21 protein-coding genes are annotated in these 21,555 nt (G+C 65.1%); 12 read left to right on the top strand and 9 right to left on the bottom strand.

Annotated features, from left to right (window positions below; all coding sequences use genetic code 11):
- Window positions 1–4: 4 nt before the first annotated feature.
- The 4 genes from ACMZ6R_RS14970 to ACMZ6R_RS14955 form a co-directional block, all read right to left on the bottom strand.
- A complete protein-coding gene (locus ACMZ6R_RS14970) occupies window positions 5–1,057 on the bottom strand; it encodes a DUF294 nucleotidyltransferase-like domain-containing protein (RefSeq protein WP_416112880.1) in 1,053 nt (350 codons plus the stop codon).
- 138 nt (window positions 1,058–1,195) lie between these two features.
- A complete protein-coding gene (locus tag ACMZ6R_RS14965; RefSeq protein WP_416112868.1) occupies window positions 1,196–2,743 on the bottom strand; it encodes a sodium:solute symporter family transporter in 1,548 nt (515 codons plus the stop codon).
- A complete protein-coding gene (locus ACMZ6R_RS14960; RefSeq protein WP_416112866.1) occupies window positions 2,740–3,051 on the bottom strand; it encodes a DUF485 domain-containing protein in 312 nt (103 codons plus the stop codon). The genes ACMZ6R_RS14965 and ACMZ6R_RS14960 overlap by 4 nt, the downstream gene beginning before the upstream one ends.
- Window positions 3,052–3,492: 441 nt before the next feature.
- The gene (locus ACMZ6R_RS14955; protein ID WP_416112864.1) at window positions 3,493–3,846 is read right to left on the bottom strand and encodes a hypothetical protein; all 354 of its coding nucleotides are present in this window, start codon (window positions 3,844–3,846) and stop codon (window positions 3,493–3,495) included.
- A 494-nt stretch (window positions 3,847–4,340) separates the two neighbouring features.
- Between ACMZ6R_RS14955 and ACMZ6R_RS14950 the strand changes: the two genes are divergently transcribed.
- Window positions 4,341–5,516 carry a DUF459 domain-containing protein gene (locus ACMZ6R_RS14950; RefSeq protein WP_416112862.1) on the top strand — a complete coding sequence of 392 codons (1,176 nt, stop codon included), beginning with the start codon at window positions 4,341–4,343 and terminating at the stop codon, window positions 5,514–5,516.
- A gap of 66 nt (window positions 5,517–5,582) precedes the next feature.
- Here ACMZ6R_RS14950 and ACMZ6R_RS14945 read toward each other — a convergent pair whose 3' ends face one another.
- The 3 genes from ACMZ6R_RS14945 to ACMZ6R_RS14935 form a co-directional block, all read right to left on the bottom strand.
- Complete coding sequence (locus ACMZ6R_RS14945) at window positions 5,583–6,932, bottom strand: HD domain-containing phosphohydrolase (protein ID WP_416112860.1); 1,350 nt, start codon at window positions 6,930–6,932, stop codon at window positions 5,583–5,585.
- 10 nt (window positions 6,933–6,942) lie between these two features.
- Window positions 6,943–7,875 (bottom strand): TIGR01777 family oxidoreductase, encoded by a 933-nt coding sequence (locus ACMZ6R_RS14940; RefSeq protein ID WP_416112858.1) that lies wholly within the window; start codon window positions 7,873–7,875, stop codon window positions 6,943–6,945.
- 83 nt (window positions 7,876–7,958) lie between these two features.
- On the bottom strand, window positions 7,959–8,477 hold the full coding sequence (locus tag ACMZ6R_RS14935) for a DUF4390 domain-containing protein (protein WP_416112856.1): 519 nt from the start codon (window positions 8,475–8,477) through the stop codon (window positions 7,959–7,961).
- 194 nt (window positions 8,478–8,671) lie between these two features.
- On the opposite strand from ACMZ6R_RS14935, the gene ACMZ6R_RS14930 reads away from it, so the two are divergent.
- Both ACMZ6R_RS14930 and ACMZ6R_RS14925 read left to right on the top strand, forming a co-directional pair.
- Entirely contained in the window at window positions 8,672–9,136 is a 465-nt protein-coding gene (locus ACMZ6R_RS14930; protein ID WP_416112854.1) for a 23S rRNA (pseudouridine(1915)-N(3))-methyltransferase RlmH, read from the top strand.
- A gap of 28 nt (window positions 9,137–9,164) precedes the next feature.
- Window positions 9,165–9,395, top strand: a complete 231-nt coding sequence (locus tag ACMZ6R_RS14925; RefSeq protein ID WP_416112852.1) for a hypothetical protein — start codon at window positions 9,165–9,167, stop codon at window positions 9,393–9,395.
- Here ACMZ6R_RS14925 and ACMZ6R_RS14920 read toward each other — a convergent pair.
- On the bottom strand, window positions 9,356–10,054 hold the full coding sequence (locus tag ACMZ6R_RS14920) for a 16S rRNA (guanine(527)-N(7))-methyltransferase RsmG (RefSeq protein ID WP_416112850.1): 699 nt from the start codon (window positions 10,052–10,054) through the stop codon (window positions 9,356–9,358). The two genes, ACMZ6R_RS14925 and ACMZ6R_RS14920, sit on opposite strands and share 40 nt — an antisense overlap.
- 96 nt (window positions 10,055–10,150) lie before the next feature.
- Here ACMZ6R_RS14920 and ACMZ6R_RS14915 point away from each other — a divergent pair, with 96 nt between their 5' ends.
- From ACMZ6R_RS14915 to ACMZ6R_RS14875, 9 genes are all read left to right on the top strand, one after another.
- Window positions 10,151–11,101, top strand: a complete 951-nt coding sequence (locus ACMZ6R_RS14915; RefSeq protein ID WP_416112848.1) for an ACP S-malonyltransferase — start codon at window positions 10,151–10,153, stop codon at window positions 11,099–11,101.
- Window positions 11,102–11,104: 3 nt separating this feature from the next.
- On the top strand, window positions 11,105–12,763 hold the full coding sequence (gene argS / locus ACMZ6R_RS14910) for an arginine--tRNA ligase (protein ID WP_416112846.1): 1,659 nt from the start codon (window positions 11,105–11,107) through the stop codon (window positions 12,761–12,763).
- Window positions 12,764–12,821: 58 nt separating this feature from the next.
- Entirely contained in the window at window positions 12,822–13,601 is a 780-nt protein-coding gene (locus tag ACMZ6R_RS14905; RefSeq protein ID WP_416112844.1) for an SPOR domain-containing protein, read from the top strand.
- Between the two features lie 44 nt (window positions 13,602–13,645).
- Window positions 13,646–14,200: a pyruvoyl-dependent arginine decarboxylase gene (locus ACMZ6R_RS14900; RefSeq protein ID WP_416112842.1), complete on the top strand. Its 555-nt coding sequence runs from the start codon at window positions 13,646–13,648 to the stop codon at window positions 14,198–14,200.
- Window positions 14,201–14,266: 66 nt separating this feature from the next.
- Window positions 14,267–14,899 carry an endonuclease III gene (gene nth / locus ACMZ6R_RS14895; RefSeq protein ID WP_416112840.1) on the top strand — a complete coding sequence of 211 codons (633 nt, stop codon included), beginning with the start codon at window positions 14,267–14,269 and terminating at the stop codon, window positions 14,897–14,899.
- A gap of 65 nt (window positions 14,900–14,964) precedes the next feature.
- The gene (locus ACMZ6R_RS14890; RefSeq protein ID WP_416112838.1) at window positions 14,965–17,838 is read left to right on the top strand and encodes a fused MFS/spermidine synthase; all 2,874 of its coding nucleotides are present in this window, start codon (window positions 14,965–14,967) and stop codon (window positions 17,836–17,838) included.
- A gap of 284 nt (window positions 17,839–18,122) precedes the next feature.
- On the top strand, window positions 18,123–18,737 hold the full coding sequence (yedF, locus tag ACMZ6R_RS14885; RefSeq protein WP_416112836.1) for a sulfurtransferase-like selenium metabolism protein YedF: 615 nt from the start codon (window positions 18,123–18,125) through the stop codon (window positions 18,735–18,737).
- A 118-nt stretch (window positions 18,738–18,855) separates the two neighbouring features.
- On the top strand, window positions 18,856–19,992 hold the full coding sequence (locus ACMZ6R_RS14880; RefSeq protein WP_416112834.1) for a sensor histidine kinase: 1,137 nt from the start codon (window positions 18,856–18,858) through the stop codon (window positions 19,990–19,992).
- A gap of 4 nt (window positions 19,993–19,996) precedes the next feature.
- Window positions 19,997–20,797: a pseudouridine synthase gene (locus ACMZ6R_RS14875; RefSeq protein WP_416112832.1), complete on the top strand. Its 801-nt coding sequence runs from the start codon at window positions 19,997–19,999 to the stop codon at window positions 20,795–20,797.
- On the opposite strand, the gene ACMZ6R_RS14870 is transcribed toward ACMZ6R_RS14875, so the two are convergent.
- Window positions 20,790–21,467 carry a LolA family protein gene (locus ACMZ6R_RS14870; RefSeq protein WP_416112830.1) on the bottom strand — a complete coding sequence of 226 codons (678 nt, stop codon included), beginning with the start codon at window positions 21,465–21,467 and terminating at the stop codon, window positions 20,790–20,792. The two genes, ACMZ6R_RS14875 and ACMZ6R_RS14870, sit on opposite strands and share 8 nt — an antisense overlap.
- Window positions 21,468–21,555 lie beyond the last annotated feature (88 nt).

Genomic DNA, 21,555 nt, shown 5'->3' with positions numbered 1-21,555 from the left:
TCCGTCAGGTGAGGGCGTGAAGGCTGAAATGGTGTTCGAGAATCGCGACAAGCCGGTCCAGGGCGGCAAGGTCCTCACGCAGCCGATCCTTGTCCGTATCGGCAAGGCTTGCCAGGTCGAGGCAATTATCCGGCGTGCGCCCGCCGGCATAGGCGGCCGCCTGCACGCCAAGGCGCAGGGACTGGATATGCCCGAAAGCCTGCCGCAGCCGCCCGGCCAGATCGTCGCCGAAGTGACCAAGCCCGGCCAGACCGGCAATCCGGGCCACGGTTTCCGTCTCGGGAAGCCCCGCGTCCAGGGCGAGCGCCTTTATGCCGAGTACCAGCGGATAAACGGCCTGCCGCTTGAGGTCCATGGTCGCATGCCCCAGGCCGAACCGCTTCAGTGGCAGATGGCCGGGCAGATGGGCCGGCGGCCCGAATCCCAGGGCCTCGCGGGCCAAAAGACGCGTGAGAAGCGGCGCTTCGGCCAAACGGCGACGCAGATGGCCGGCGACGGCATCGGCAAGCCCGAAATCGCCGGCCACGGGGCGCAGATCGGCCAGAAGTGAGACAAGCAGCACGGCCGCGGCATCTGGTCGATCGACGGCGACATCGATGACCTCGCGCCAGCCGGCAAGCGCCCTGCGCCAGTCGGGATTGGCGGCCATGATGCCCTTGGGACATGGCGGCATGCCGGCGGCTTCCAAAATTTCCGCCAGCCGCCCGGCAAAGACCGCGAAAGCCCCCTCTTCCCCTTCTTCGCCAAGGATCAACGCATTGTCCTGGTCCGTGGCCAGAAACTGCTCCCGGCGGCCCTGGCTGCCGAGCACGACCAGGGCATAGCCGCCATCAGGCGCATCCGGCCCGTCCCGGGCCATCCAGGCGGCCCGTGCCAGCAGCCGGTCGTACAACCCGCTCGCCAGCCGGCCGATGCCCAGGGCATTGTCATCCCCCGCACGCGTCGCCACCAGCCCGCGTATTTCGCCTAAAAGTTCTTCCAACGCCTTTGGGGTCGCCGCCGTGCCCAGTCGCCCGACCAATTGCCGCGTCTCTCCGGCAACGCCCGGTTCCAGCATTTCCACAACCGCCCTCCTTTTCCCTTAAAGGGGGCCGGGGGAAATTCCCCCCGGCGCGGTCCAGGGGCAGCGCCCCTGGTAGGGTGGGTTTGGGAGGAGCGAGGCCCCTCCCAACTCTTTTGCCTCCGCCCTACTCCACTACTCCGCGCCGACGCCGAGGTAGTTGCGCAGTTGCTGGGCGGCGTAGAGGGAACGGGCCTTGGCGTCCGGGACCAGCACCGAACCCAGCCAGCCGGCGGCGAAGGCCAGGGGCATGGAGATGAGCGCCGGATTTTTCCAGGGGAAGATCGGCTCTGGGTTGCCGAACACGCCCACCCAGACCGTCGGGGACAGCACGATGAGCACGACGGAGGTCACGGTGCCGGTGACGATGCTGGCCACCGCGCCGCTGGTGCTGGTGCCCTTCCAGAAGATGGACAGGAGCAGGGCCGGGAAGTTGGCGCTGGCCGCGATGGCAAAGGCGAGCCCCACCATGAAGGCCACGTTTTGTCCCTTGAAGGCCAGGCCGAGCAGGATGGCCACGATGCCAAGGCCAATCGTCGCCCGCTTGGCCACCTTCACCTCGTCCTCCTCGGAGGACCGGCCGGAACGCAGCACGTTGACGTACAGGTCGTGGGACAGCGTCGTGGCCCCGGCCAGCGTCAGGCCGGCCACCACGGCCAGAATGGTGGCGAAGGCCACGGCCGCGATGAAGCCGAGGAAGACCGTGCCGCCCGTGACCTCGGCCAGAAGCAGCGCCGCCATGTTGCCGCCCTTGTCCACGGAGCCGATCATGTCGCGACCGACCAGCACCATGGCGGCAAAGCCAATGATGAAAGTAAGCACGTAGAAGTAGCCGATGAGCCCGGTGGCATAGAACACGGATTTGCGGGCGGTCTTGGCGTCGGGCACGGTGTAGAAGCGCATGAGGATGTGCGGCAGGCCGGCCGTGCCGAACATGAGGGCAAGGCCGAGCGACAGGGCGTCCAGGGGATTGGCCACCAGACCGCCGGGATTGAGCACCTTGTCGCCATAGGTCTTGGCCGCGGCGTCAAAAAGGGCGGTCACGTCGAAGCCGAAGCGGGACAGCGCCATGCCGACCATGACCGTGGCCCCGGCCAGAAGCAGCATGGCTTTTATGATCTGCACCCAGGTGGTGGCCAGCATACCACCGAAAAGCACGTAGGAGATCATGACCGCGCCCACGGCGATGATGGCCGTTTCGTAGGGCAGGCCGAACATCATCTTGATAAGCATGCCCGAGCCCACCATCTGGGCGATGAGGTAAAAGCAGACGGTCAGCAGCGACCCGATGGAAGCGGCGATGCGGATGGGCTTTTGGGAAAGCCGGTAGGCCACCACGTCGGCAAAGGTGTATTTGCCAAGGTTGCGCAGAGGCTCGGCGATCAGGAACATGATGATGGGCCAGCCGACGAGAAAACCGATGGAGTAGATGAGCCCGTCGTAACCCTTGAGCGACACCAGCCCGGCGATGCCGAGAAACGAGGCGGCGGACATGTAATCCCCCGCCAGGGCCATACCGTTCTGCCAGCCCGTGACCGAGCGGCCGGCGGCGTAGAACTGGGAGGCGCTACGGCTCTTTTTGGCCGCAAACCAGGTGATGGCCAGCGTTCCCAGGATAAAGACGAAAAAAAACGCGATGGATGTGGCGTTTGGCTGTCCGATGGTCGTGGCGAAGGTGTTCATTCCCGGTTCTCCCGCATGGCGTGTTTGAGGCTTTCCACGTCCGTGTCGTAATCATCGTTGGCCCAGCGCACGTAAATGCCGGTCAAAAGCCAGGAGACGATAATGACGCCGAGGCCGACGGGTATGCCGACGGTCATATGGGCCCCGATGCGGGCGGCGAAAAGTTCGGGGCGGAAGGCCAGGATGGCGATGAAGCCATAGTAGATCGCGAGCATGATCGCGGTGAGCGTGAGCGAAACGCTCCACCGCTTGCGCACCAGAGCGGAAAACCGGTTGTCGCGTGTGGGGTCGGCCGTTGGTGTGTGCATGGGAATCTCCTTGCCGCCGGCGGTCGGCCGGGCCTTCTCGTGTCCGGGGCGACGGGGATCGCCGCCCTTCCCGGCCGCCCCAAACAGACGCGGCAACGCGGGATGATGCCGTCGTAAGCGGCCCGCGCGGAAAAACGCACGCGGATTTCGACGGACGGCGACAATGCGCCGAGGAATGGTGAACGGCAGGAGAACACAACCAAACGCCGCTTGCCGCCGCAAAGAGACCGTTTACCGGGAAGATGAGGAGAAAGAGAAAAGTGCGAGAGGGGGGCCCTTTTTGAAAAAAGGGCCCCCCTCTCGCGCTCTCCCCTCCCAAAAACTTTTCACTTTTTAAGGGTGATACACGGTAGTCACCCTTCCCATTTGAAAAGTCTTGGGAAAGGGGGCCCGGGGGGAAAACCTTTCTTCAGAAAGGTTTCCCCCCGGCCTCATACTCCCTTAAAATGGCAACTCGAGCTGTTTGGGGCGGCGTTTTTCGGCGATGAGGCGCTTGAGTTTGCGGGGCGAGACTCCCACACGGTAGGGCCAGACCGGGCACACGCCTTTTTCGGTGCAACGGCGCACGGCCTCGCGGTCGCCGACGGTGCAGCGCAGGCAAAACCGGCGCACCACCCGCACCACGCGCACGGTGAACCCCTCGGGGATTTCCCGCATGCGCAGGGGATGAAAAGGGCAGTCTCGATCGGCGCAGGAGGCAACCAGACTGCGCTGCCCGCCCATGCAGGCGGAAAGGCAATACCGCCGCACGGCATCAAGGGGGGAAAGCGTTTTTTCGGCGTCGTCCTGGCGCATGGGACCTCTTTGACCGCGCGGGGAAAGGCATCCCGCGCCCATGTGTTCTTCCATAGACCGGGCCAGAGAGCGTTGCAACCGCCCTTGGCCCTGTTTTTCATGGAAAATCGATGTACCGGCAGGATGTGCCGTCGCCCAAAGCCCGCCTGCCGGCCCGGGCAGCCGGAACGCGTATCCCGCCGCGACAAAAAATCCGCACCGTCCCATCCGCTCGCGTTCCATCCGGAAGCGGCCCCGGCGGCTCCCGCATGAAGTGACGGTATTTCGGGCACCGGCTCCGGGCGCATCTTCATTTGACCACCGCCCCACCTTGGGTCATAAGCTTGCCATGAGGCTGGTGCTGTCCACCGGAGTGTTCCTCCGGCCCTTTGAATCCCTCCGGACGCCTGATTCGCCCGCTTGCCGGGCGAGGCGTTCGGCCCGCATCCGGCGGCCGGCCTATCCGGTCGCGTCCCCCGTTGCGACCACATCCTTATTTTCGGCGGAGTAGCCGCGTGCAATCGATCATCAAAATCGCGTTGGCCGTTTGTATGATAGCGGCCATGTCCATCCTGCCGGCGTGCTTCAATACATCCGGCAAATCCTCAAAGAACGCCACCCACGAGGCGCGGACCTATCCGGCCCACACCCCCACGGTCCCGACCGCGCCCGAGGCCGAGGTCAAATCCGTGCCCCAGCCGGCCCCGCCGGCGGCCGCCCCGCCAGCCGGAGTGCCGCTTGCGCCGCCGCCCGCGACCTCCCCCCGGCCGGCCTCGCCCGAGGAGCAGACCAAGGCGACCCTGGAACCCAAACCGGTTCAGGCGGCCGCTCTGCCCCAGCCCAAGAGCGAACCGGCCGCGCCCGTGGTCAAGACGCCCTTCACGACGACCGCGAAGCCGACCGAGGCGGACAAGGCCTCCCCGGCAAAGGAGACCACCGTCGCCTCGGTGGAACAGCCCGCCGCGCCCGCCCTGCCCGGCCTGGAAAAGAAAACGCCCCAGGAGCCGACCGGCCCGGCGGCGGAGAAGACCGCTCCCGCCGCGCCCAAGGCGGCTGGCGGCAAGGTGGCCGTGGTAGGCGATTCCCTGGCCGTCGGTATCGGCATGACCATGAGCAATCGCATGAAGCAGTACGAGGGTTCGGGCTGCGTGCCGTTGGGCAAGGTCTCCACCGGGCTTATTTCCAAGCGGTTTTTCGACTGGGACAAGAAGCTCACCGAACTTGTGGCCAAGGAAAAGCTCACGGCCGTGGTGGTGATGATGGGCGGCAACGACGCCAACAATCCCATTGCCGGCAAGGCGGCCGGCACGCCGGAATGGAGCGCCGCCTACCAGGAAAAGGCCGAAAACTTCCTGCACATTGCTTCGAAGGCCGGGATCAAGGTGCTGTGGGTGGGGCTGCCGGCCATGCGCGACGCGGCCTACAACAAGCGGGTCGAGGCGGTCAACGAGGCGGCCAAGGCGGCCTGCGCCAAGGTCGGCGGCTGCTCCTACATGGAAGCCTCGACCATCTTCACCGACGATTCGGGCAAGTTCGTCCAGGCCAAGACCATCGGCGGCAAGAAAGTGCCGCTTCGGGCCAAGGACGGCGTGCACATGACCATGAACGGCTACGACCTGCTGTGCCGCCAAGTACTGAACAAACTCTCTTCCGACGGCAACCTGCCGGCGGAGAAACAAGTGAATAAGTAAGGGAGATACCGGGGGGAAACCTTTCTGTAGAAAGGTTTCCCCCCGGCTTGCTTTTTCAATACCTAGTTAAAACCGAAAATCGCCGCGATCGAAGAGCGAGAGGCAGGCGTCGACCACGTCGGCGTCATAGAGAACGCCCCGGCCTTTCGCCAGTTCCTCCAGGGCGTGCTCCAAGCTCCAGGCGGAGCGATAGGGCCGGTGGGCGGTCATGGCCTCGACCACGTCGGCCACGGCCAGGATGCGGGACCCGGGGTGCATGTCCTCGCGCCTGAGCCCGGCCGGGTAGCCGGAACCATCGCAGCGTTCGTGGTGCTCGAGCACCATGCGGGCCAGGGGCCAGGGGAAAGGGACATCCTTCAGGATGTCGAAGCCGACGGTGCTGTGGTCCCGCACAATGCCCATTTCCATGTCGGAAAGGGCCTCGGGCTTGGTCAGGATCTCCGAGGGCACGTGGATCTTGCCGATGTCGTGGACCAGCCCGGCCATGCGCACGCCTTCCCGTTCCTCGTCGGAAAACCCGAGTTCCCCGGCCAGGGCCGCAGCCAGCCGGGACACGCGTTCCTGATGGCCGGCGGTAAAGGGATCACGCGTCTCCGACGTCACGGTCAGGGCGTTGACCGTTTCCGTGAGCGCCCGACGCAGACCGTCCACGGACTCCCGAAGGGCCCGTTCCCCATCCCGGCGACGGCTGATATCCCGAAAGACGAGCACCGTCCCGAGCGCCCGCCCCCTGTCGTCCACGATGGGCGAGAAGGTCTGCTCCACAGGCAGGCAACTCCCGTCCTCGCGGCACAAAAGCGCCACATCCCTGGGCCCCGGCCCGTCGGAGAGGCCGCATTCCCCGGTGTCCCGGCGCGTTTTGTACAGCGTTGCCAGGTCGCGGCCGAGAAGACGCGCGGCCGACACCCCGAGCAGGGATTCGGCCATGGGGTTGGCGAAACGTACCAATCCGTTAGGATCGGCGGTGATCACCCCCTCCCCCAGAGAGTGCAAGGTCATGGACGTCCACTGCTCGTTTTCGCGCAACCGCCGCTCCATCCGGGACTTGTACAGGGCGATGTCCAAAGCCGCGGCCAACTCCCGATCCTCGAAAGGCTTGATGATGTAGCCGTAGGGGCCGGCCCCGCCGGCCCGTCGCAGCGTTTCCGGATCGGTGTGGGCGGTGAGGAAGACCACCGGCATGGCCTGTTCCTCCCGGATGCGCCCGGCCGTATCCACGCCGTCCATGTCGCCGTCCAGCACAATGTCCATGAGCACGACGTCGGGGGAAAGCTCCCGGGCCAGACGCAAGGCCTCTTCGCCACTGTCGGCCGGGCCGTAGACGACGTAGCCGAGCCGGGAAAGGCGCCTGGTCAGGTCAAGGGCCACTACGGCCTCATCCTCGACGATGAGTATCCGCGGAGTTTCGGATGCCATGGCGGTATTCTCAAACATGGCGGGATTCCCGGGAAGGACCGAGAATGTCCGACAAGGCCTCGGGCAGGGTCTCGAAACGGAAGCGAAAACCGAGTTCCAAAAGCCGTCCGGGCACGGCCCGCACACCGCCCAGGAAAAGTTCCCGGGCCATCTCGCCAAGGGCCAGGCGCATGACCGCCGCCGGTACGCGCAGCCGGGCCGGACGGCCAAGCGCCCTCCCCACGGCGGCGGCGAACCCGTCCTGGGTGATGGCTCCCGGCGCGACCAGGTTGAAGGGACCGGCGGCCGTTTCGTGGTCGATCAGAAAACGGATGGCCGCGACTTCGTCGGCCAAGTGGATCCAGGGCAGGTACTGCCGGCCGGAGCCGACCGGGCCGCCCAGAAAAAAACGAAACGGCGCAAGCATCCGGGGCAGCGCCCCGCCTCCCGCGCCCAATACCACCGCCGTGCGGATGACGGCCCGGCGCACTCCAAGCGCCTCGGCCCCGGCCGTGGACGCCTCCCAGCGGCGCGCCACCTCGGCCAGAAATCCCGTGCCAGCCGGCGCGTCCTCGGCAACCGGCGTGTCCCCCCGGTCGCCGTAATAGCCCGTGGCCGAACCCTGGATGAGGACCTCCGGACGCGCCGACACCCGGGACAGGGCATCCATGACCGCCTGCCCGGCATCGAGCCGGCTCCCCAGAATGCGGGCCTTGCGCGCCTCGGTCCAATAGCCCGAGGCGATATTTTCCCCGGCCAGGTTGATCAGGGCCCGGGCATCACCCAGCAGATGCGCCCACCCGTCCCCGGTGCGGCCGTCGAAGGGAACGGAGGTAACCCCTGGAGAAGACCCGTGGCCCGAAGCCCTTCGGGAAAGCACGACGACCTCGTGCCCGTCCCGAACAAGGGACCGGGTCAGCGCCCGGCCGATAAAGCCCGTGCCGCCGGCGATCACTACCCGCATAAAGGTCCTCCTTCCCGCGATTTTTCGGGAAATCCTGGCCCATTATACGAAAAGCGGCGGCAAAGGCAACCGATGCGACGGGTTTAATATGTAAAGTCAAGCTGGTAGGAAACGGGCGTGGCGGGGTCAAAGGGCCAGAAGAAAAGTCCTTTTTTGACCCAGGACGAAACATCCAGGCGGGCCAGCGAAAGTTCCAGGGTCAACACATACGTCTGGCCGCGTTCCAGCCGGTCCCAGGAGCCGAGGTCGATCAGGATTTCGTTCCAGGCCTTGCGAAAAAGCGCGGGCAGGTCCCGGTCCGCCATGGAGCCCTGGCCGGGCAGACTGATGGCGAAGTCGCCGCCCTTGAGCCGGCGCAATTCGCTTTCGAAGCGGGCGTGGCTGACTTCCTTGTTCCAGACGTAATCGCGCTTGACGGCGAGCTTGGCCTTGCAGATAAGCTCCAGCCGCTCGCCCCCCAAAAGCGCCTGTCTGATGTGCTCGATTCCCGTGGGCTCCACGCCGAAGCGCACCCGTATTTTCCCTTCGAAATTATTGAGTACCAGGTTGCTTAAAAGCAGTTCCTGGGCAAAAGCCGTCCCCGCGGCCAAAGCCGACGCCATGAAAAGCGCCATCAGCAAGCAGACGCTTTGCCGAAGGCGGCGGCGAACGGGGTTACAAAACGGCATGCCTCTCCCTTTCGGGTTGTAAAACAGTGGTGCGCCATTTGACCTAATCCAAGCCGACCACTTTGACAATAACCGCAGCCCTGGGCTAACAGCCGGCCGACGCCCGGCCGCTTCCGGGAGAAACGCCCATGAAACCCGTACGCCTCTTCGTCGTCGGAGCCGCCAAGGCCCCCTATTTCCGTGACGCCGCCGCCCATTACCTGACGGCGCTGCGGCGCTACCTGCCGGCCGAGGAGCACGTGACACGCGACGCCAAGACGTCCGATCCCGACCGGCGCAAGGTCGAGGAAGGCAAGACCCTGCTGGCGAAAATTTCCCCGCGCGACTTCGTGATCGTGCTGGACGAGGGCGGGCGGTCGCTTCCCTCACGTGCACTGGCAACGCGTCTGGCGGCCCTCATCGAGGACCCCGGCCGGGCCCCCTGCTTCGTTGTCGGCGGCGCGTACGGCCTGTCGCGCGACGTGCTTGGCCGGGCCGATTTGACCCTGGCCCTCGGTCCCGGCACCCTGCCCCACGAACTGGCCCGGGTGGTCCTTTACGAGCAGCTTTACCGGGCGGCGGCCATCAACGCCGGCGCCCCCTACCACCACTGACATTTTTCCCAGGCAAAAGGCGGACCCCATGCCCTTTCCCCTTCTCGACCAGACCTATCTGGACAAATTGCGCCATTATTTCGAATCCGGCGACTTGGTCTTCGACTTCGAAAACGCTTCGGAAGCCGACAAGGGGGATATCCTCGATTTCCTGGAATCCCTCATGGACCTGTCCGATCTCGCCGACGCCACGGCCACGAGGCTCATTTTCAAGGACGCCTACATGGACGCCGTGGAGCCGGAAAAAAGCGACAAGTGACGCGTCCTGCCGGCGACGGGGTAGCTTACGCCCGCGGCCAGCTCCCATCCCGGCGGCGTTTTTTCCCCGGTCGTCGCCTCGCCGGTCATGGTCACAACCGCCAGGGGTTCCGGCACCAGTTCCCGGCATATTTCCAGAAACCGGGGCCAGGGGGCGAAGGCGCGGCTGACGCACAAGACAAACGCGCCCGGATGACCGGCCAGAATGTCCGGCACGGTGCGCTCCACCCGTCCCTCGGCCACATGCATCCCGGCAAGGCCAAGCCTTGCCGCAACTTCGGCCAGAAACACGCACCGCTTTTGCCGGGACTCGAGCAGGTAATACGGTCCCCGGTTGAAAAAGGGTCGCAGGCCGATGCCGGGCAGCCCCGCCCCGGCTCCGAAATCCAGCCCCACCACGGGCGCGTCCCCGGGCGGCAGTATGTTTTTCGCTTCGGGACCGGCCAGGAAATCGGCCAGATGCCAGGAGTCGGCCACAAGGGTTTCCAGCATGGTCGGCCAGTCCTGGGGCCCGACTAGGTTGATCTTGCGCCGAAAGCGCGTGAGAAGCTGCAGGTAGCCGGCAAGCATTGTCGCCTGATCCGGCGCAAGTTCCCGTCCGAATGTCGCGGCGGCCCCGGCCACGGCGGCGGCATCGGGCGTCGTATCGCTTTGCGGCATGCGTATCCCCCATTAAATTGACCGTTGCACATTTGAGTCCATTGCTCTACCAATCGCGGCCTAAATGACGCGAAAAATCTCTAAGGAGAGGCGAACGTGAGCGCAACCGAAAACCGCCTGGCCGTGCTTTTTCCCGGCCAGGGTTCGCAGGAAAAAGGCATGGGCCGGGCCCTGGCCGAAACTTCCGCCGACGCGGCCGAACTGTGGCTTCTGGCCGAAAAGGCCTCGGGGCTTCCCCTGCGCGAAATCTATTGGGAGGGCGACGAAGCGGCCATGGCCGACACCCGCGCCCTGCAACCGGCCATGACCGCCGTCACCCTCGGGCTGTGGCTGGCGCTTCGCGATACACTTTCCGGCGTGGTCGGCTTTGCCGGGCACAGCCTCGGCGAATACGCCGCCCTGGCCGCTTCGGGCATGCTCGAAGTGCCGGCGGCGCTCTCCCTGACCAGCCTGCGCGGCCGGCTCATGGCCGAAGCCGCCGGCGGCGACGGCAAGATGGCCGCCGTGCTCAAGCTCTCCCTCGAGGCCATAGAGGACGTTGTGGCCACGGCCCAAAACGAGACCGGCAAGCTGCTCGTCATCGCCAATTACAATTCCCCGGGCCAGTACGTCATTTCCGGCGAGGCCGAAGCGGTCGCGGCGGCCGCCGAACTGGCCAAGGCGCGCAAGGGCCGGGCCATTCCCCTGGCCGTCAGCGGCGCCTTCCACAGCCCGCTTATGGCCGCGCCGGCCAAGGAACTGGAAAAGGCCCTGCGCAAAGCCGGGCTGCGCGCGCACACCACGGCCCCGGTCTTTTGCAACGTGACCGGCGCGGCCGAGACCGATCCCGACAAGACGCTGGAGCTCCTCTGCCGCCAGATGACCTCGCAGGTGCGCTGGATCGACACCATGGCCGCCTTGCACGCGGCCGGGGCGCGCACCTTCGTCGAGCTCGGCCCCAAAAACGTCCTGACCAAGCTCGCTTCCGCCAATCTCAAGGACGCCGGGGGCGAATACGCCGCCGTGTCCGTAAACGATCCGGCCGGCGCGGCCGCCCTGGAGGCTTAAGCCATGCGGGCAACGGAGCATCTGCGCGGGCTTTTGGAAGAAGCCCTGGCCAAGCGCGGCATCGCCTGGCCGGCCAAGACCACCATCGAAGCGCCCCGGGACAAATCCCACGGCGACCTGGCCACCAACGTGGCCATGATGGCCTCCAAGGAGGCCAAGATGCCGCCCCGCCAGTTGGCCGGGGAGCTGCGGGAGGCGCTTCTGGCGGCAAGTCCCGATCTGGCCGACGTGGCCGTCGCCGGGCCGGGCTTTATAAACGTGACCTACACGCCGGCCTTCTGGCAACGCACCGTCCTCGATGTGACGGCCGGCGGCCAAGGCTACGGCCGGCTCGCCATCGGCGCGGGCACGAGAATCCAGGTCGAGTTCGTTTCGGCCAACCCGACCGGCCCCCTGCACATCGGCCATGGCCGGGGCGCGGCCGTGGGCGACAGCCTGACCAGGGTGCTGCGCGCGGCCGGGTTCACCGTTGAAACCGAATATTATATTAATGATGCCGGTCGCCAGATGCGCATCCTCGGCCAATCCATCCTCTACCGCTGCCGGGAGCTGGCCGGAAAGGACGTGACCGAGCCCGAGGATTACTACCGGGGCGACTACGTCAAGGATCTGGCCAGGGAACTGCTCGACCGCGAGGGTGAGGCCCTTTTCGCCATGCCCGAGGACAAGGCCGTCGACATCTGCCGCCTGTACGGCGAGCAAGAAATCCTCGCCGGCATCAAGCAGGATTTGCGGGACTTCCGGGTCGACCACGACGTCTGGTTTCCCGAGTCCAAGCTCTTTGCCGCCGGGGCCGTGGCCCGCACCTTCGACGACCTGCGGTCCAAAAACCTCGCCTACGACAAGGACGGGGCCCTGTGGTTCGCCACCACCAACTTCGGCGACGACAAGGACCGCGTGCTGGTCAAATCCGGCGGCGACCTCACCTACTTTGCCTCGGACATCGCCTACCACGACGACAAGTTCCACCGGGGCTTCGACGTGGTGGTGGACATCTGGGGCGCGGACCATCACGGCTACGTGCCGCGCATGAAGGCCTGCGTGGCCGCCTTGGGCCGTGATCCCGAAACGAGCCTCAAGGTCATCCTGGTCCAGCTCGTCAACCTGCTCAAAGGGGGCGAGCAGATCGCCATGTCCACCCGGGCCGGCAAGTTCGAAACGCTTGCCGACGTGGTGGCCGAGGTCGGGGCCGACGCGGCCCGGTTCATGTTCCTTTCGCGCAAATCGGACAGCCACCTGGACTTCGACCTGGACGCCGTGAAAGAAAAGTCGATGGACAATCCGGTCTACTATGTCCAATATGCCCATGCCCGGGTCAAATCGGTTTTCGCCAAGGCGGCCGAACGCGGCGTGGCGTGCCGCCCGGCCACGCCGGAAAAGCTCGCCCGGCTGGATACCGCCGAGGACCTGGAACTTTTAAAGCTCCTGGAGCAGTATCCCGACACCGTGGCGGCGGCGGCCCGGACCTTCGCCCCGCATCTGGTCAGTTTTTACCTGCGCGACCTGGCCGGCCAGCTCCACCACTATTACGCGGTCAACCCGGTTCTGACCGCCGGGGATGAAGAACTCATCGAGGCGCGGCTGGCGCTGCTTGGCGCCGTGGCCACGGTGGTGCGAAACGGGCTCGACCTGCTCGGCGTGTCGGCCCCGGACAAAATGTAGGCATTGCTTTGACGCCCCGGCCCGCGCGGCGGCGACTTTGGCCAAGGAATCCCATGTCATGAAGCTGCTCAACAGATTAAGCGTCACCCAGGAACGCGGTGGCCCACGCAAATTCTCCTTCGAGATGAGCATGTCCGGCCTCATCTCCGTCGGTATCGTGGTCGTGCTCGGCATGTGCTGGGTGTTCATCCTCGGTATCCTGGTCGGCCGGGGCTACCGGCCGGAGGCGGCCGTGCCCCAGATCGCCCAGATGATGCCCACCACCGAAACCGCCCAGCCGGGAGGCACCGCCGCCGAACCGCCCAAGGTGCTCAAGCCCGAGGAACTCCAGTTCATGGACGGGTTGCAGGGCAAGGACGGCACGGTGGTGACGGATTCCACCCAGAAATCCCCGGCCGACGGGAAGAAAACGGCTGGTCCCCAGGGCCATGACCTGCCCGACGCCAAGGTCGCGCCAATGGGCAGCGCCACGGCGGCCACCTCCATTCCCGCGCCGCCGCCGGTGCCCCCGGCGGCCAGGGTGGTACCGCCCGCGCCGACCAAGATCAAGGCGGAACCGTCCAGGAACAAGGCCGAACACGCCGCCGACAAAAAAGAGTCCGGCCGCTTCACCGCCAGCTACCAGGTGGCCTCCTTCAAGACCAAGGAGCAGGCGGACAACATGATCAAAGAGCTTTCCCGCAAGGGCCTGTCGGCCTCCATTCGTGAAGGATCGGCCGGCAATCGCAAGCTCTTTCGGGTGGATGTGCGTCTGAGGGGGACCGAGTCGGAGATCGCCGCCGAGCTCAAGCGGACAGGCGAAAAAGGTCCTATACTTCTCGGCAAAAAACCCTTATGAAGATTGCCCGCTTTAGCGGCAAAACAGATTAAAGAGGACCGCCCATGATCCCAGGCTCTTTCGTCCCCACCAAGGCGTTTTTCACCAAAGGTGTCGGTCGCCACAAAAACAAGCTGCAATCCTTCGAGCTTGCTCTGCGTGAAGCCGGTATCGAAAAACTCAATCTGGTCTATGTGTCGAGTATTTATCCGCCGCATTGCCAGTTGATCACCTTGGACGAAGGCGTCAAACTGCTCAATCCCGGCCAGATCACCTTTTGCGTCATGGCCAGAAACGCCACGGACGAGAAAAACCGCCTTGTCGGCTCGGCCGTCGGGATGGCGTTTCCGGCCGACAAATCCAACTACGGCTACATCTCCGAGCACACCTCCTTCGGTTCGGAGGAGCAGGAAATCGGCGACTTCGCCGAGGACCTCGCCTCCACCATGCTCGCCACCACGCTCGGCATCGACTTCGATCCGGAGACCGCCTACGACGAACGCCGCCAGATCTACCTCATGAGCGGCAAAATCATCGATTCGGCCTCCATGCCCTGCGTGACCACCGGTGACACCGGCATGTGGACCACGACCATCTCGGCGGTGGTGTTCATTCCTTAACCCCATGCGCTCCCAGGGAATATATCCCTCCGGGCCGGCGGTCGCGCCCTCACTGGAGATTCGGTGATGGACACGGCCGCCCGGGCTCGGGAAATCCTCCGCCGGCTGCGCCCCCTCTACCCCGACATGACGCCGGCCCTGCACTACGTCAGCGCCTACGAGTTGCTGGTGGCCACGGTCCTGGCCGCCCAATGCACGGACGCCCGCGTCAATCTGGTCACCCCGGACTTTTTCGACCGCTGGCCCGATCCGGCCGCCCTGGCCCGGGCCGAAGTGGCCACGGTGGAGGAAGTCGTGCGCTCCACCGGCTTTTTCCGCCAGAAAGCCAAAAATCTGGTGGCCGCGGCGAGGCGCATGGTCGAGCACTATGGCGGGAGCGTTCCCGACACCATGGAAACCCTGACCTCGCTTCCGGGCGTTGCCCGCAAGACCGCCAACATCGTGCTCTCCAACGCCCTGGGCAAACACGAGGGCATCGCCGTGGACACCCACGTCCGCCGGCTGTCCTTTCGCCTGGGCTTGACGTCCTCGGACAACCCGATCATCATTGAAAAAGATATGATGCCGCTTTTTGACCGTAAGGACTGGGGGGACGTCAACCACCTGCTCGTCCAGCACGGCCGGGCGGTATGCAAGGCCCGCAAACCGCTTTGCGACGCCTGCGTCCTTGATACCATCTGCCCCAAAAAGGGACTTTGACCCAACGCGTCCGCTTGCCGCCGCCTCCTTTTGCGTCCGGCGGGAAGTGACGTCCGAGGCGCAACATGCCAGCCGCAACCGTGCTTCCGCCATCCTCCGGACGCGATCGCCTGATTCTCGGCGTCGTATTTCTTTTATCCGGCGCATCGGCCCTGCTTTTCGAAACGCTGTGGCTGCATCTGGCCGGACTGGTTTTCGGCGTCAGCGTCTATGCCAGCGCCCTGGTCCTTTCGAGCTTCATGGGCGGTCTGGCCCTCGGCAACGCGCTCATCTCACGCTTCGGCCGCGACGTGCTCGACCCGGTGCGTTTTTACGCCGCCATGGAACTGCTGGTCGGGGTCTGGGGACTTTTGCTCGTTTTGTGCTTCCCCATGTTGTCGGTCTGGCTCGGGGCCATGCTGAGCCCGGCCCTGGGCAAGCCCTTTTTGCTCAATACCCTGCGCTTTTCCTTTTCCTTCCTGCTCTTTTTACTGCCGGCCACGGCCATGGGCGCGACGCTGCCGCTGCTGGTCAAGGCGCTCACCCGCCGCCCCGGGGAATTCGGCCGGGTGCTCGGCCGGCTTTACGGCGTCAACACGCTCGGGGCCTGTCTTGGGGCGTTGGCCGGTGAAACGCTGCTTATCGCGCCCCTGGGCCTTTCCGGCACCGGCATGGTCGCGACCGGGCTCAACGTGCTGGCCGCGGCCGGAGCCCTCGGCGTGGCCCGGCACTTCCGTGAGGAACCGGCCCGGGAGGCCTCGGCCGACAGGCCGGCGGTCAGGCCGCTGACCGGCCGGGCCAAGCGGCTTCTCGCCGCCGGGTTTCTGGCCGGGGGGGCCTTTTTGGCCCTCGAGGTCGTCTGGACGCGGTTTCTCCAGCTCTTCGTGCGCTCGACCAGTCTGGCCTTTGCCGTGATGCTGGCCGTGATCCTGGCCGGCATCGGCCTTGGCGGCATGTTCGCCGGCTGGTGGCTGCGTCGCGAAGCCGACGGACGCCGGGTCACCGCGCCGTTGGTCCTGCTTGTCGGAGCGGCCGCCCTGCTCTCCTTTCGCCTGTTCGAATCCGCCGCCGACCTTTCGTTTAGCGTCTACCAGACCCTGGACTGGCGCTATGTGACGGCGCTGTCCCTGGCCTTGATGTTTCCGGCCGCGTTTGTCTCGGGCATGGTCTTCACCACCCTCGGCGAGGCCTTCCATCGGGAGGTGGGCGACCGGGCCCGCTCGGCCGGGCTGGTGGCCATGGCCAACACGCTCGGGGCCATGGCCGGGCCGCTGGTGGCCGGGTTCATCCTCATTCCGGCCGTGGGTATGGAACTGAGCCTTTTTATCCTGTGCGCCCTTTACATCCTGCCGGCGCTCCTGTGCGCCGGGCGGGTCGAGCCCTGGCCGTCGCCGCGCACCAGCCCCTTTCTCCTGGCATCGGGAGCCGCCTTTGTCCTTTTTCTGGCCATTTTTCCCTTCGGCGCCATGCGCGGCTATTTGAACCGCGCATGCGCCGACTTCATCAAGGGGGGGGAAACGGTGGTGGCCACCATCGAGGGCGTCACCGGCACGCTGCAATACCTCCGCCAGGACTACCTGGGCGAACCCTACGCCTACAGGCTCGTCACCGACGGCTACTCCATGTCCTCCACGGACCGCAGCGCCAAGCGCTACATGAAGTTTTTCGGTTATTTCCCGGAAGCCACCCTGCAAAACCCGAAAACGGCCCTGCTCATCTGCTTCGGCACGGGCTCCACGGCCTCGGCCCTGGTCGAGGATCGCCGGCTCACCTCCATCGACGTGGTGGACATCTCCCGCGACGTGCTGCGCGGGGCGAACATCGTCTACCCCAAGCCGGAGCGAAATCCCCTGGAGGACCCCCGCGTGGCCAGCCACGTGGAGGACGGCCGCTTTTACCTGCTGGCCACCCCGAAGAAATACGACATCATCACGGCCGAGCCGCCGCCCCCCATGATGGCCGGTGTGGTCAACCTCTATTCCCGGGAATACTTCCAGCTCATGCGCGACCGCTTAAACGACGGCGGCATGGTCACCTATTGGCTGCCGGTGTTCGAGATTTCGCCTGCCGACGCCAAGGCCATTCTCAAAGCTTTTGCCGACGTCTTCGAGCACACCTCGCTTTGGACCGGCGACAACTTCAACTGGATGATGGTGGGCGTCAAAAAGCCCAAAGGGCCCAAGCCGGCCGCGAATTTTTCCAAGCCCTGGGAAGCGCCGGACACCGGACCGGGGCTACGCCATATCGCTGTGGAAAATCCGGGGCAACTCGGCGCGCTTTTCATGCTCGACGGCAAAGCGCTCGCCGATTATCTCGGCGACGCCAAGCCGCTGACCGACAACTACCCCAAGCGGCTGCGCGGCTATCCCGAAAGCCCGCAGGTGCAGCAACAATACCTGGCCGCCCACAACAAGCTCCTCGACGCCCTGGCCTCCAAGGAGCGTTTCGAGCATTCCGCCGAGGCGGCGCTGCTTTTGCCCCAGGAAATACGAGAGAAGGCCGACGGCTGGTTCGAAACCCAGCAGATCATGAATACCTACTTGAACAACATGCTCACCCCGCCGCCGCCGCTCCCGGCCGTCAACTACGTCCTGTCCGGGACCGACCTGCGCGTGCTGCCCTTGTGGCTGATGAAATCCGACGCCAAAAAGCAGGCCATCGTCGCCCGGGTGCTGGAACACGGCATGGAGCCCACGGCGGAGACGGAATTCCAGCTTGGCATCAAGGCCCTGGCCGACCGCGATTATCTGCTGGCCGACGCCAAGCTCAAGCACGCCCAGGAGATGGGTTATCCGAGCAATCTGGCCCCGGCCCGGGTCTACGTGCTGTGCATGGCCGGGCAACTCTCCGAAGCCGAGGACCTGGCCGGCAAAGCCTTCCAGACCGCGAAAGCCTCGGCCGGGGCACGCCGGTACATGGAGTGGCTGGCCCAGACCTTCGGCTTCAAAAGCCCGTTTTGACCGTGCGACCCATCACGTCGATCCGCTGACGGGCCGCTGACGGGCCGTCAGCGCGTCTGCGGGTTTTGCCCGAGGAACGCCTCGCGGGCACTTCCGACGGCATCCAGACCGCACCCTGTGAAAGGGCCCTGTCGCCGGGAACGGGAGCACCCAGGCGTAATCCGCCTTTCGTCTGCCTCACTCCATAGACAAAATCTATCGCAACGCAGCAGTAATATTAAATCATTCGATTTGACCAGTCCGGGGCCGACGGGGCTATGTTCCTTGCCAAAAGGAGCATTGTCATGGAAGTCACGCTCGATTGCCGGGGACTGGCCTGTCCGGGACCGGTATTGCGCTGCAAGGAATGCGTGGAGGCGGAAGATCGGCCGCAGACGCTTGCCGTCACCGTGGACAATCAAGCGGCCCGGGAAAACGTCACCCGTTTTCTGGGCATGCGCGGCTACGCCGTCACGGCGACCGAGAAGGACGGCCTTTTCGTCTTGCGGGCCACGGCCACGGGCGAGGCCGTACCGCCGACCCAACCCGCCACCGCCGCCGCGCCCCGGAAAAAAGTCGACAACCCCAGGACCGCCGCCTTCATCACGGCCGACACCGTGGGCCGGGGCGATCCGGAACTCGGCGCCAAGCTCATGGTCAATTTCATCGCCACCCTGCCGGAACTGGGCGAGGGGCTTTGGCGCATCATCCTGGTCAACGGCGGGGTCAAGCTGGCGGTCGCCGGCAGCCCGGTCCTGCCCAAGCTCAAGGCCTTGGCCGAGGCCGGGGTCTCCATCCTGGTCTGCGGCACCTGCCTGGACTTTTTCGGCATCCTGGAGCAAAAGGAGGTCGGCGAGACAACGAACATGCTCGATGTGGTCACAAGCCTCGATCTGGCCGACAAGATCATCCAGATATAGTCGCTTGGGTGCTGTCACCGTCCAGCACAGCCTCCCGCCCCATGCGGCGCTTGCGGGCATGCCGGCCGTTTGCGCATCCGTCCCTCTCTTGGTGACATAACGCCTTATCGGAAAGTCCATGCAGGAAGACGCAGCCACGACGTATTTTTTGCCGCCAGAGCGTCTGGGGCAGGACGCGATTTTGCGCATCGCCCAGGAGATCGCCAACTCTCCGGCCGCCATCTCCCTGGCGCTCGTGCCGCTGGCGGTGACTATTCTAAACGACACCCGGCAGATCGTCTATGCCAACATGCGGTTCGTTCGCATGGTCGGCGTCCAGGACACCGGTGAAGTCATCGGCAAGCGCCTGGGGGAGGCTCTTGGCTGCGCCCATGCCGTGGAGCTTCCCGGCGGTTGCGGTACCACCCGCTTCTGCCAGTATTGCGGCGCGGCCAAGGCCATCGTCAAAGGCCTTGAAGGCGAACACGCCACCCAGGAGTGTTCCATAGACCGTTTGACGCCGTCGCATCTCGAGGCCCTCAACCTGCAGGTCTGGACGGCCCCCATGGCGCAGGGGCCACACCACCTGGTGCTGACTTCCGCCCTCGACATCGCCCACGAAAAGGCCTTGCGCAATTTCGAGCGCCTCTTTTTCCATGACATCCTCAACGCCGTGTCCGGCATCAAGGGCATCCACGACCTTATCACTCTGGAATTGCCGGACAATCAACCCCAGGACCTCGATCTGCTGCGCCGGGCCATAAACGACATCCAGGACATCGTGGAAACCCAGAGAGACTTCCTGGCCGTGGAAGCCAAGGAATACCACTATGCCCGCACCAGCCTCGAGACGCTGGAAATCCTGCATTATCTGGCGGCCTATTGCCAGTCGTTCAACCACGAGCCCAAGCACGTCCTGTCCGTCGATCCCGATTCACCCTCGCTTGCCTTTGCCTCGGATTCCCGCATCATCCAGCGCATCATGGTCAACATGATCAAAAATGCCCTGGAGGCCTCGGCTCCGGGCGAATTAGTGACCCTTGGCTGCGCGCCCGGCGAAAATGGCGGCGTGGTTTTCTGGGTCCACAATCCGGCCGTCATGCCCGAAGAGACCCGCATGCGTCTTTTTCAGCGGGGATATACGACCAAGGGTGTGGGGCGTGGCTTCGGCACCTACGGCATGCGGCTTTTCGCCCAGGAATGTCTGGGCGGGGATGTGGATTTCACCTCCGCCCCCGGTGCGGGTACCCGTTTTTTCCTGCGGCTTCCGGGCTGATCCCATGGCTGACGACACGGGTGTGCGCCTCAACAAGGCGCTGGCCGAGGCCGGAGTCTGCTCCAGGCGGCAGGCCGACGCGCTGATCGCCGCCGGCCGGGTCGCGGTCGACGGCAGCGTGGTCACGGAACTCGGGCGCAAGATCGACCCGTCCCGAACGCGCCTGACCGTGGACGGCAAAGACATCAGCAAGCCGGACAACACCGCGCCGCTGACCATCATGCTCCACAAGCGGCCGGGCTGCGTCACCACCGCCCGCGATCCCGAGGGACGTCCCACCGTCTTCGACGCCCTGCCGGAACCCTACCGTAAAAGACGCCTCTTTTCCGTGGGCCGCTTGGATTTTTTTTCCGAAGGACTGCTGCTTTTGACCTCCGACGGCGAACTGGCCTACCGGCTGGCCCATCCCCGCTGGCACGCGCCCAAGCGCTACATGGTCACCGTGCGCGGCCACATCGTCCCCGATGCGATCAAGGCCATGGGACGCGGCATGCGGCTGGCCGAAGGGGAAGAGCTTGCCCCGATCCGGGCCCGCATCACCAAGCGGCTGGCCGCCGATCGCTTTGTCCTGGAGATGGAACTGCGCCAGGGAATCAACCGCCAGATTCGCCGCATGTGCCGCGACCTGGGTCTCACCGTCCTTTCGCTCGTGCGCGTCGCCCAGGGCCCCCTGGAACTGGGGAGGCTGGCTCCGGGAAAATGCCGGGAACTGACCGGGGAGGAACTGGCCGCGTTGCGCCGCTCCGTCGGCCTGCCGCTCGACGCAGCCAAACCAGCCCCCCGGAAGCCTCGCCAGGCTACTTGAGGTCGCGCTCCTTGGCCGGAGCGTTGTCGTGGACCTTGGCGTCCCTGGGCGGCGTGAACGTGAAGAGGCTGTCGGCAAGCTTGGGGTTGACCGCCACGCCGGTGAGCGTCAGGTCGTTGGTGTTGGCGTAGAAATCCTGAATGAAAATGCGGGCAATCATGTCCGTTGCCAGATCGACCCAGACCCGGGCCATGACCAGCCCCGGCTCGGGCTCGCGCGGGGCCAGATCCAGCACGGCCTGTCCCGGGCCGACATCCGACGCCTTGCCGGCAGCCACAAAAAAATCCTCGGTCAGGTTGGCCTTGCCCGTCAGAAACCGCAGCATGGTCTTGGAACTGATGATCTCCTTGACCGCATAGCGGTAGGCCTCCTTGTCCTCCTCGAAATAATCCCAGACGGCATCCTTGCCGACGATGAGCAGCTCTTTTTCGGGCTTGACCGTCTCCCAGCGCACCAGCACCGGTTTTTTGAAGAAAAACGAGCCTGACCGGTGCTCGGTGTCGCCGCTGGCCGCGTTGCGGATGGCCTGGGTGAACAAGGCGGAAAAGGCGTTTATCGTGGCGTATTTCTTCTGGATGCGACCGGCCAGCTCCGTCGGGTCCACGGCCCGGGCCGTGGCGGCGGTGGCCAACACGAAACAGACGGCAAGGAAAAAGGCGCGTTTTTTCATGGTGTGTCCGTGGTGGAAGGGGAACTGGGGGAGGGAACCCCTTTTTGCAAAAAGGGGTTCCCTCCCCCAGCCCCCCACCCTCCCCCAC

Origin of the sequence: Solidesulfovibrio sp. C21 (assembly GCF_047785625.1) — a bacterium.
Lineage (GTDB): Bacteria > Desulfobacterota > Desulfovibrionia > Desulfovibrionales > Desulfovibrionaceae > Solidesulfovibrio.
The sequence above is the reverse complement of the archived record's forward strand: the minus strand, read 5'-3'. Positions and strand labels throughout refer to the sequence as shown.

What these genes read in the sequence shown, in the direction of transcription:
- ACMZ6R_RS14970 (WP_416112880.1), bottom strand. Translation starts at nt 1,057, where the DNA reads ATGCTGGAACCGGGCGTTGCCGGAGAGACGCGGCAATTGGTCGGGCGA.
- ACMZ6R_RS14965 (WP_416112868.1), bottom strand. Translation starts at nt 2,743, where the DNA reads ATGAACACCTTCGCCACGACCATCGGACAGCCAAACGCCACATCCATC.
- ACMZ6R_RS14960 (WP_416112866.1), bottom strand. Translation starts at nt 3,051, where the DNA reads ATGCACACACCAACGGCCGACCCCACACGCGACAACCGGTTTTCCGCT.
- ACMZ6R_RS14955 (WP_416112864.1), bottom strand. Translation starts at nt 3,846, where the DNA reads ATGCGCCAGGACGACGCCGAAAAAACGCTTTCCCCCCTTGATGCCGTG.
- ACMZ6R_RS14945 (WP_416112860.1), bottom strand. Translation starts at nt 6,932, where the DNA reads ATGGCATCCGAAACTCCGCGGATACTCATCGTCGAGGATGAGGCCGTA.
- ACMZ6R_RS14940 (WP_416112858.1), bottom strand. Translation starts at nt 7,875, where the DNA reads ATGCGGGTAGTGATCGCCGGCGGCACGGGCTTTATCGGCCGGGCGCTG.
- ACMZ6R_RS14935 (WP_416112856.1), bottom strand. Translation starts at nt 8,477, where the DNA reads ATGGCGTCGGCTTTGGCCGCGGGGACGGCTTTTGCCCAGGAACTGCTT.
- ACMZ6R_RS14930 (WP_416112854.1), top strand. Translation starts at nt 8,672, where the DNA reads ATGAAACCCGTACGCCTCTTCGTCGTCGGAGCCGCCAAGGCCCCCTAT.
- ACMZ6R_RS14925 (WP_416112852.1), top strand. Translation starts at nt 9,165, where the DNA reads ATGCCCTTTCCCCTTCTCGACCAGACCTATCTGGACAAATTGCGCCAT.
- ACMZ6R_RS14920 (WP_416112850.1), bottom strand. Translation starts at nt 10,054, where the DNA reads ATGCCGCAAAGCGATACGACGCCCGATGCCGCCGCCGTGGCCGGGGCC.
- argS (WP_416112846.1), top strand. Translation starts at nt 11,105, where the DNA reads ATGCGGGCAACGGAGCATCTGCGCGGGCTTTTGGAAGAAGCCCTGGCC.
- ACMZ6R_RS14905 (WP_416112844.1), top strand. Translation starts at nt 12,822, where the DNA reads ATGAAGCTGCTCAACAGATTAAGCGTCACCCAGGAACGCGGTGGCCCA.
- ACMZ6R_RS14900 (WP_416112842.1), top strand. Translation starts at nt 13,646, where the DNA reads ATGATCCCAGGCTCTTTCGTCCCCACCAAGGCGTTTTTCACCAAAGGT.
- nth (WP_416112840.1), top strand. Translation starts at nt 14,267, where the DNA reads ATGGACACGGCCGCCCGGGCTCGGGAAATCCTCCGCCGGCTGCGCCCC.
- ACMZ6R_RS14890 (WP_416112838.1), top strand. Translation starts at nt 14,965, where the DNA reads ATGCCAGCCGCAACCGTGCTTCCGCCATCCTCCGGACGCGATCGCCTG.
- yedF (WP_416112836.1), top strand. Translation starts at nt 18,123, where the DNA reads ATGGAAGTCACGCTCGATTGCCGGGGACTGGCCTGTCCGGGACCGGTA.
- ACMZ6R_RS14880 (WP_416112834.1), top strand. Translation starts at nt 18,856, where the DNA reads ATGCAGGAAGACGCAGCCACGACGTATTTTTTGCCGCCAGAGCGTCTG.
- ACMZ6R_RS14875 (WP_416112832.1), top strand. Translation starts at nt 19,997, where the DNA reads ATGGCTGACGACACGGGTGTGCGCCTCAACAAGGCGCTGGCCGAGGCC.
- ACMZ6R_RS14870 (WP_416112830.1), bottom strand. Translation starts at nt 21,467, where the DNA reads ATGAAAAAACGCGCCTTTTTCCTTGCCGTCTGTTTCGTGTTGGCCACC.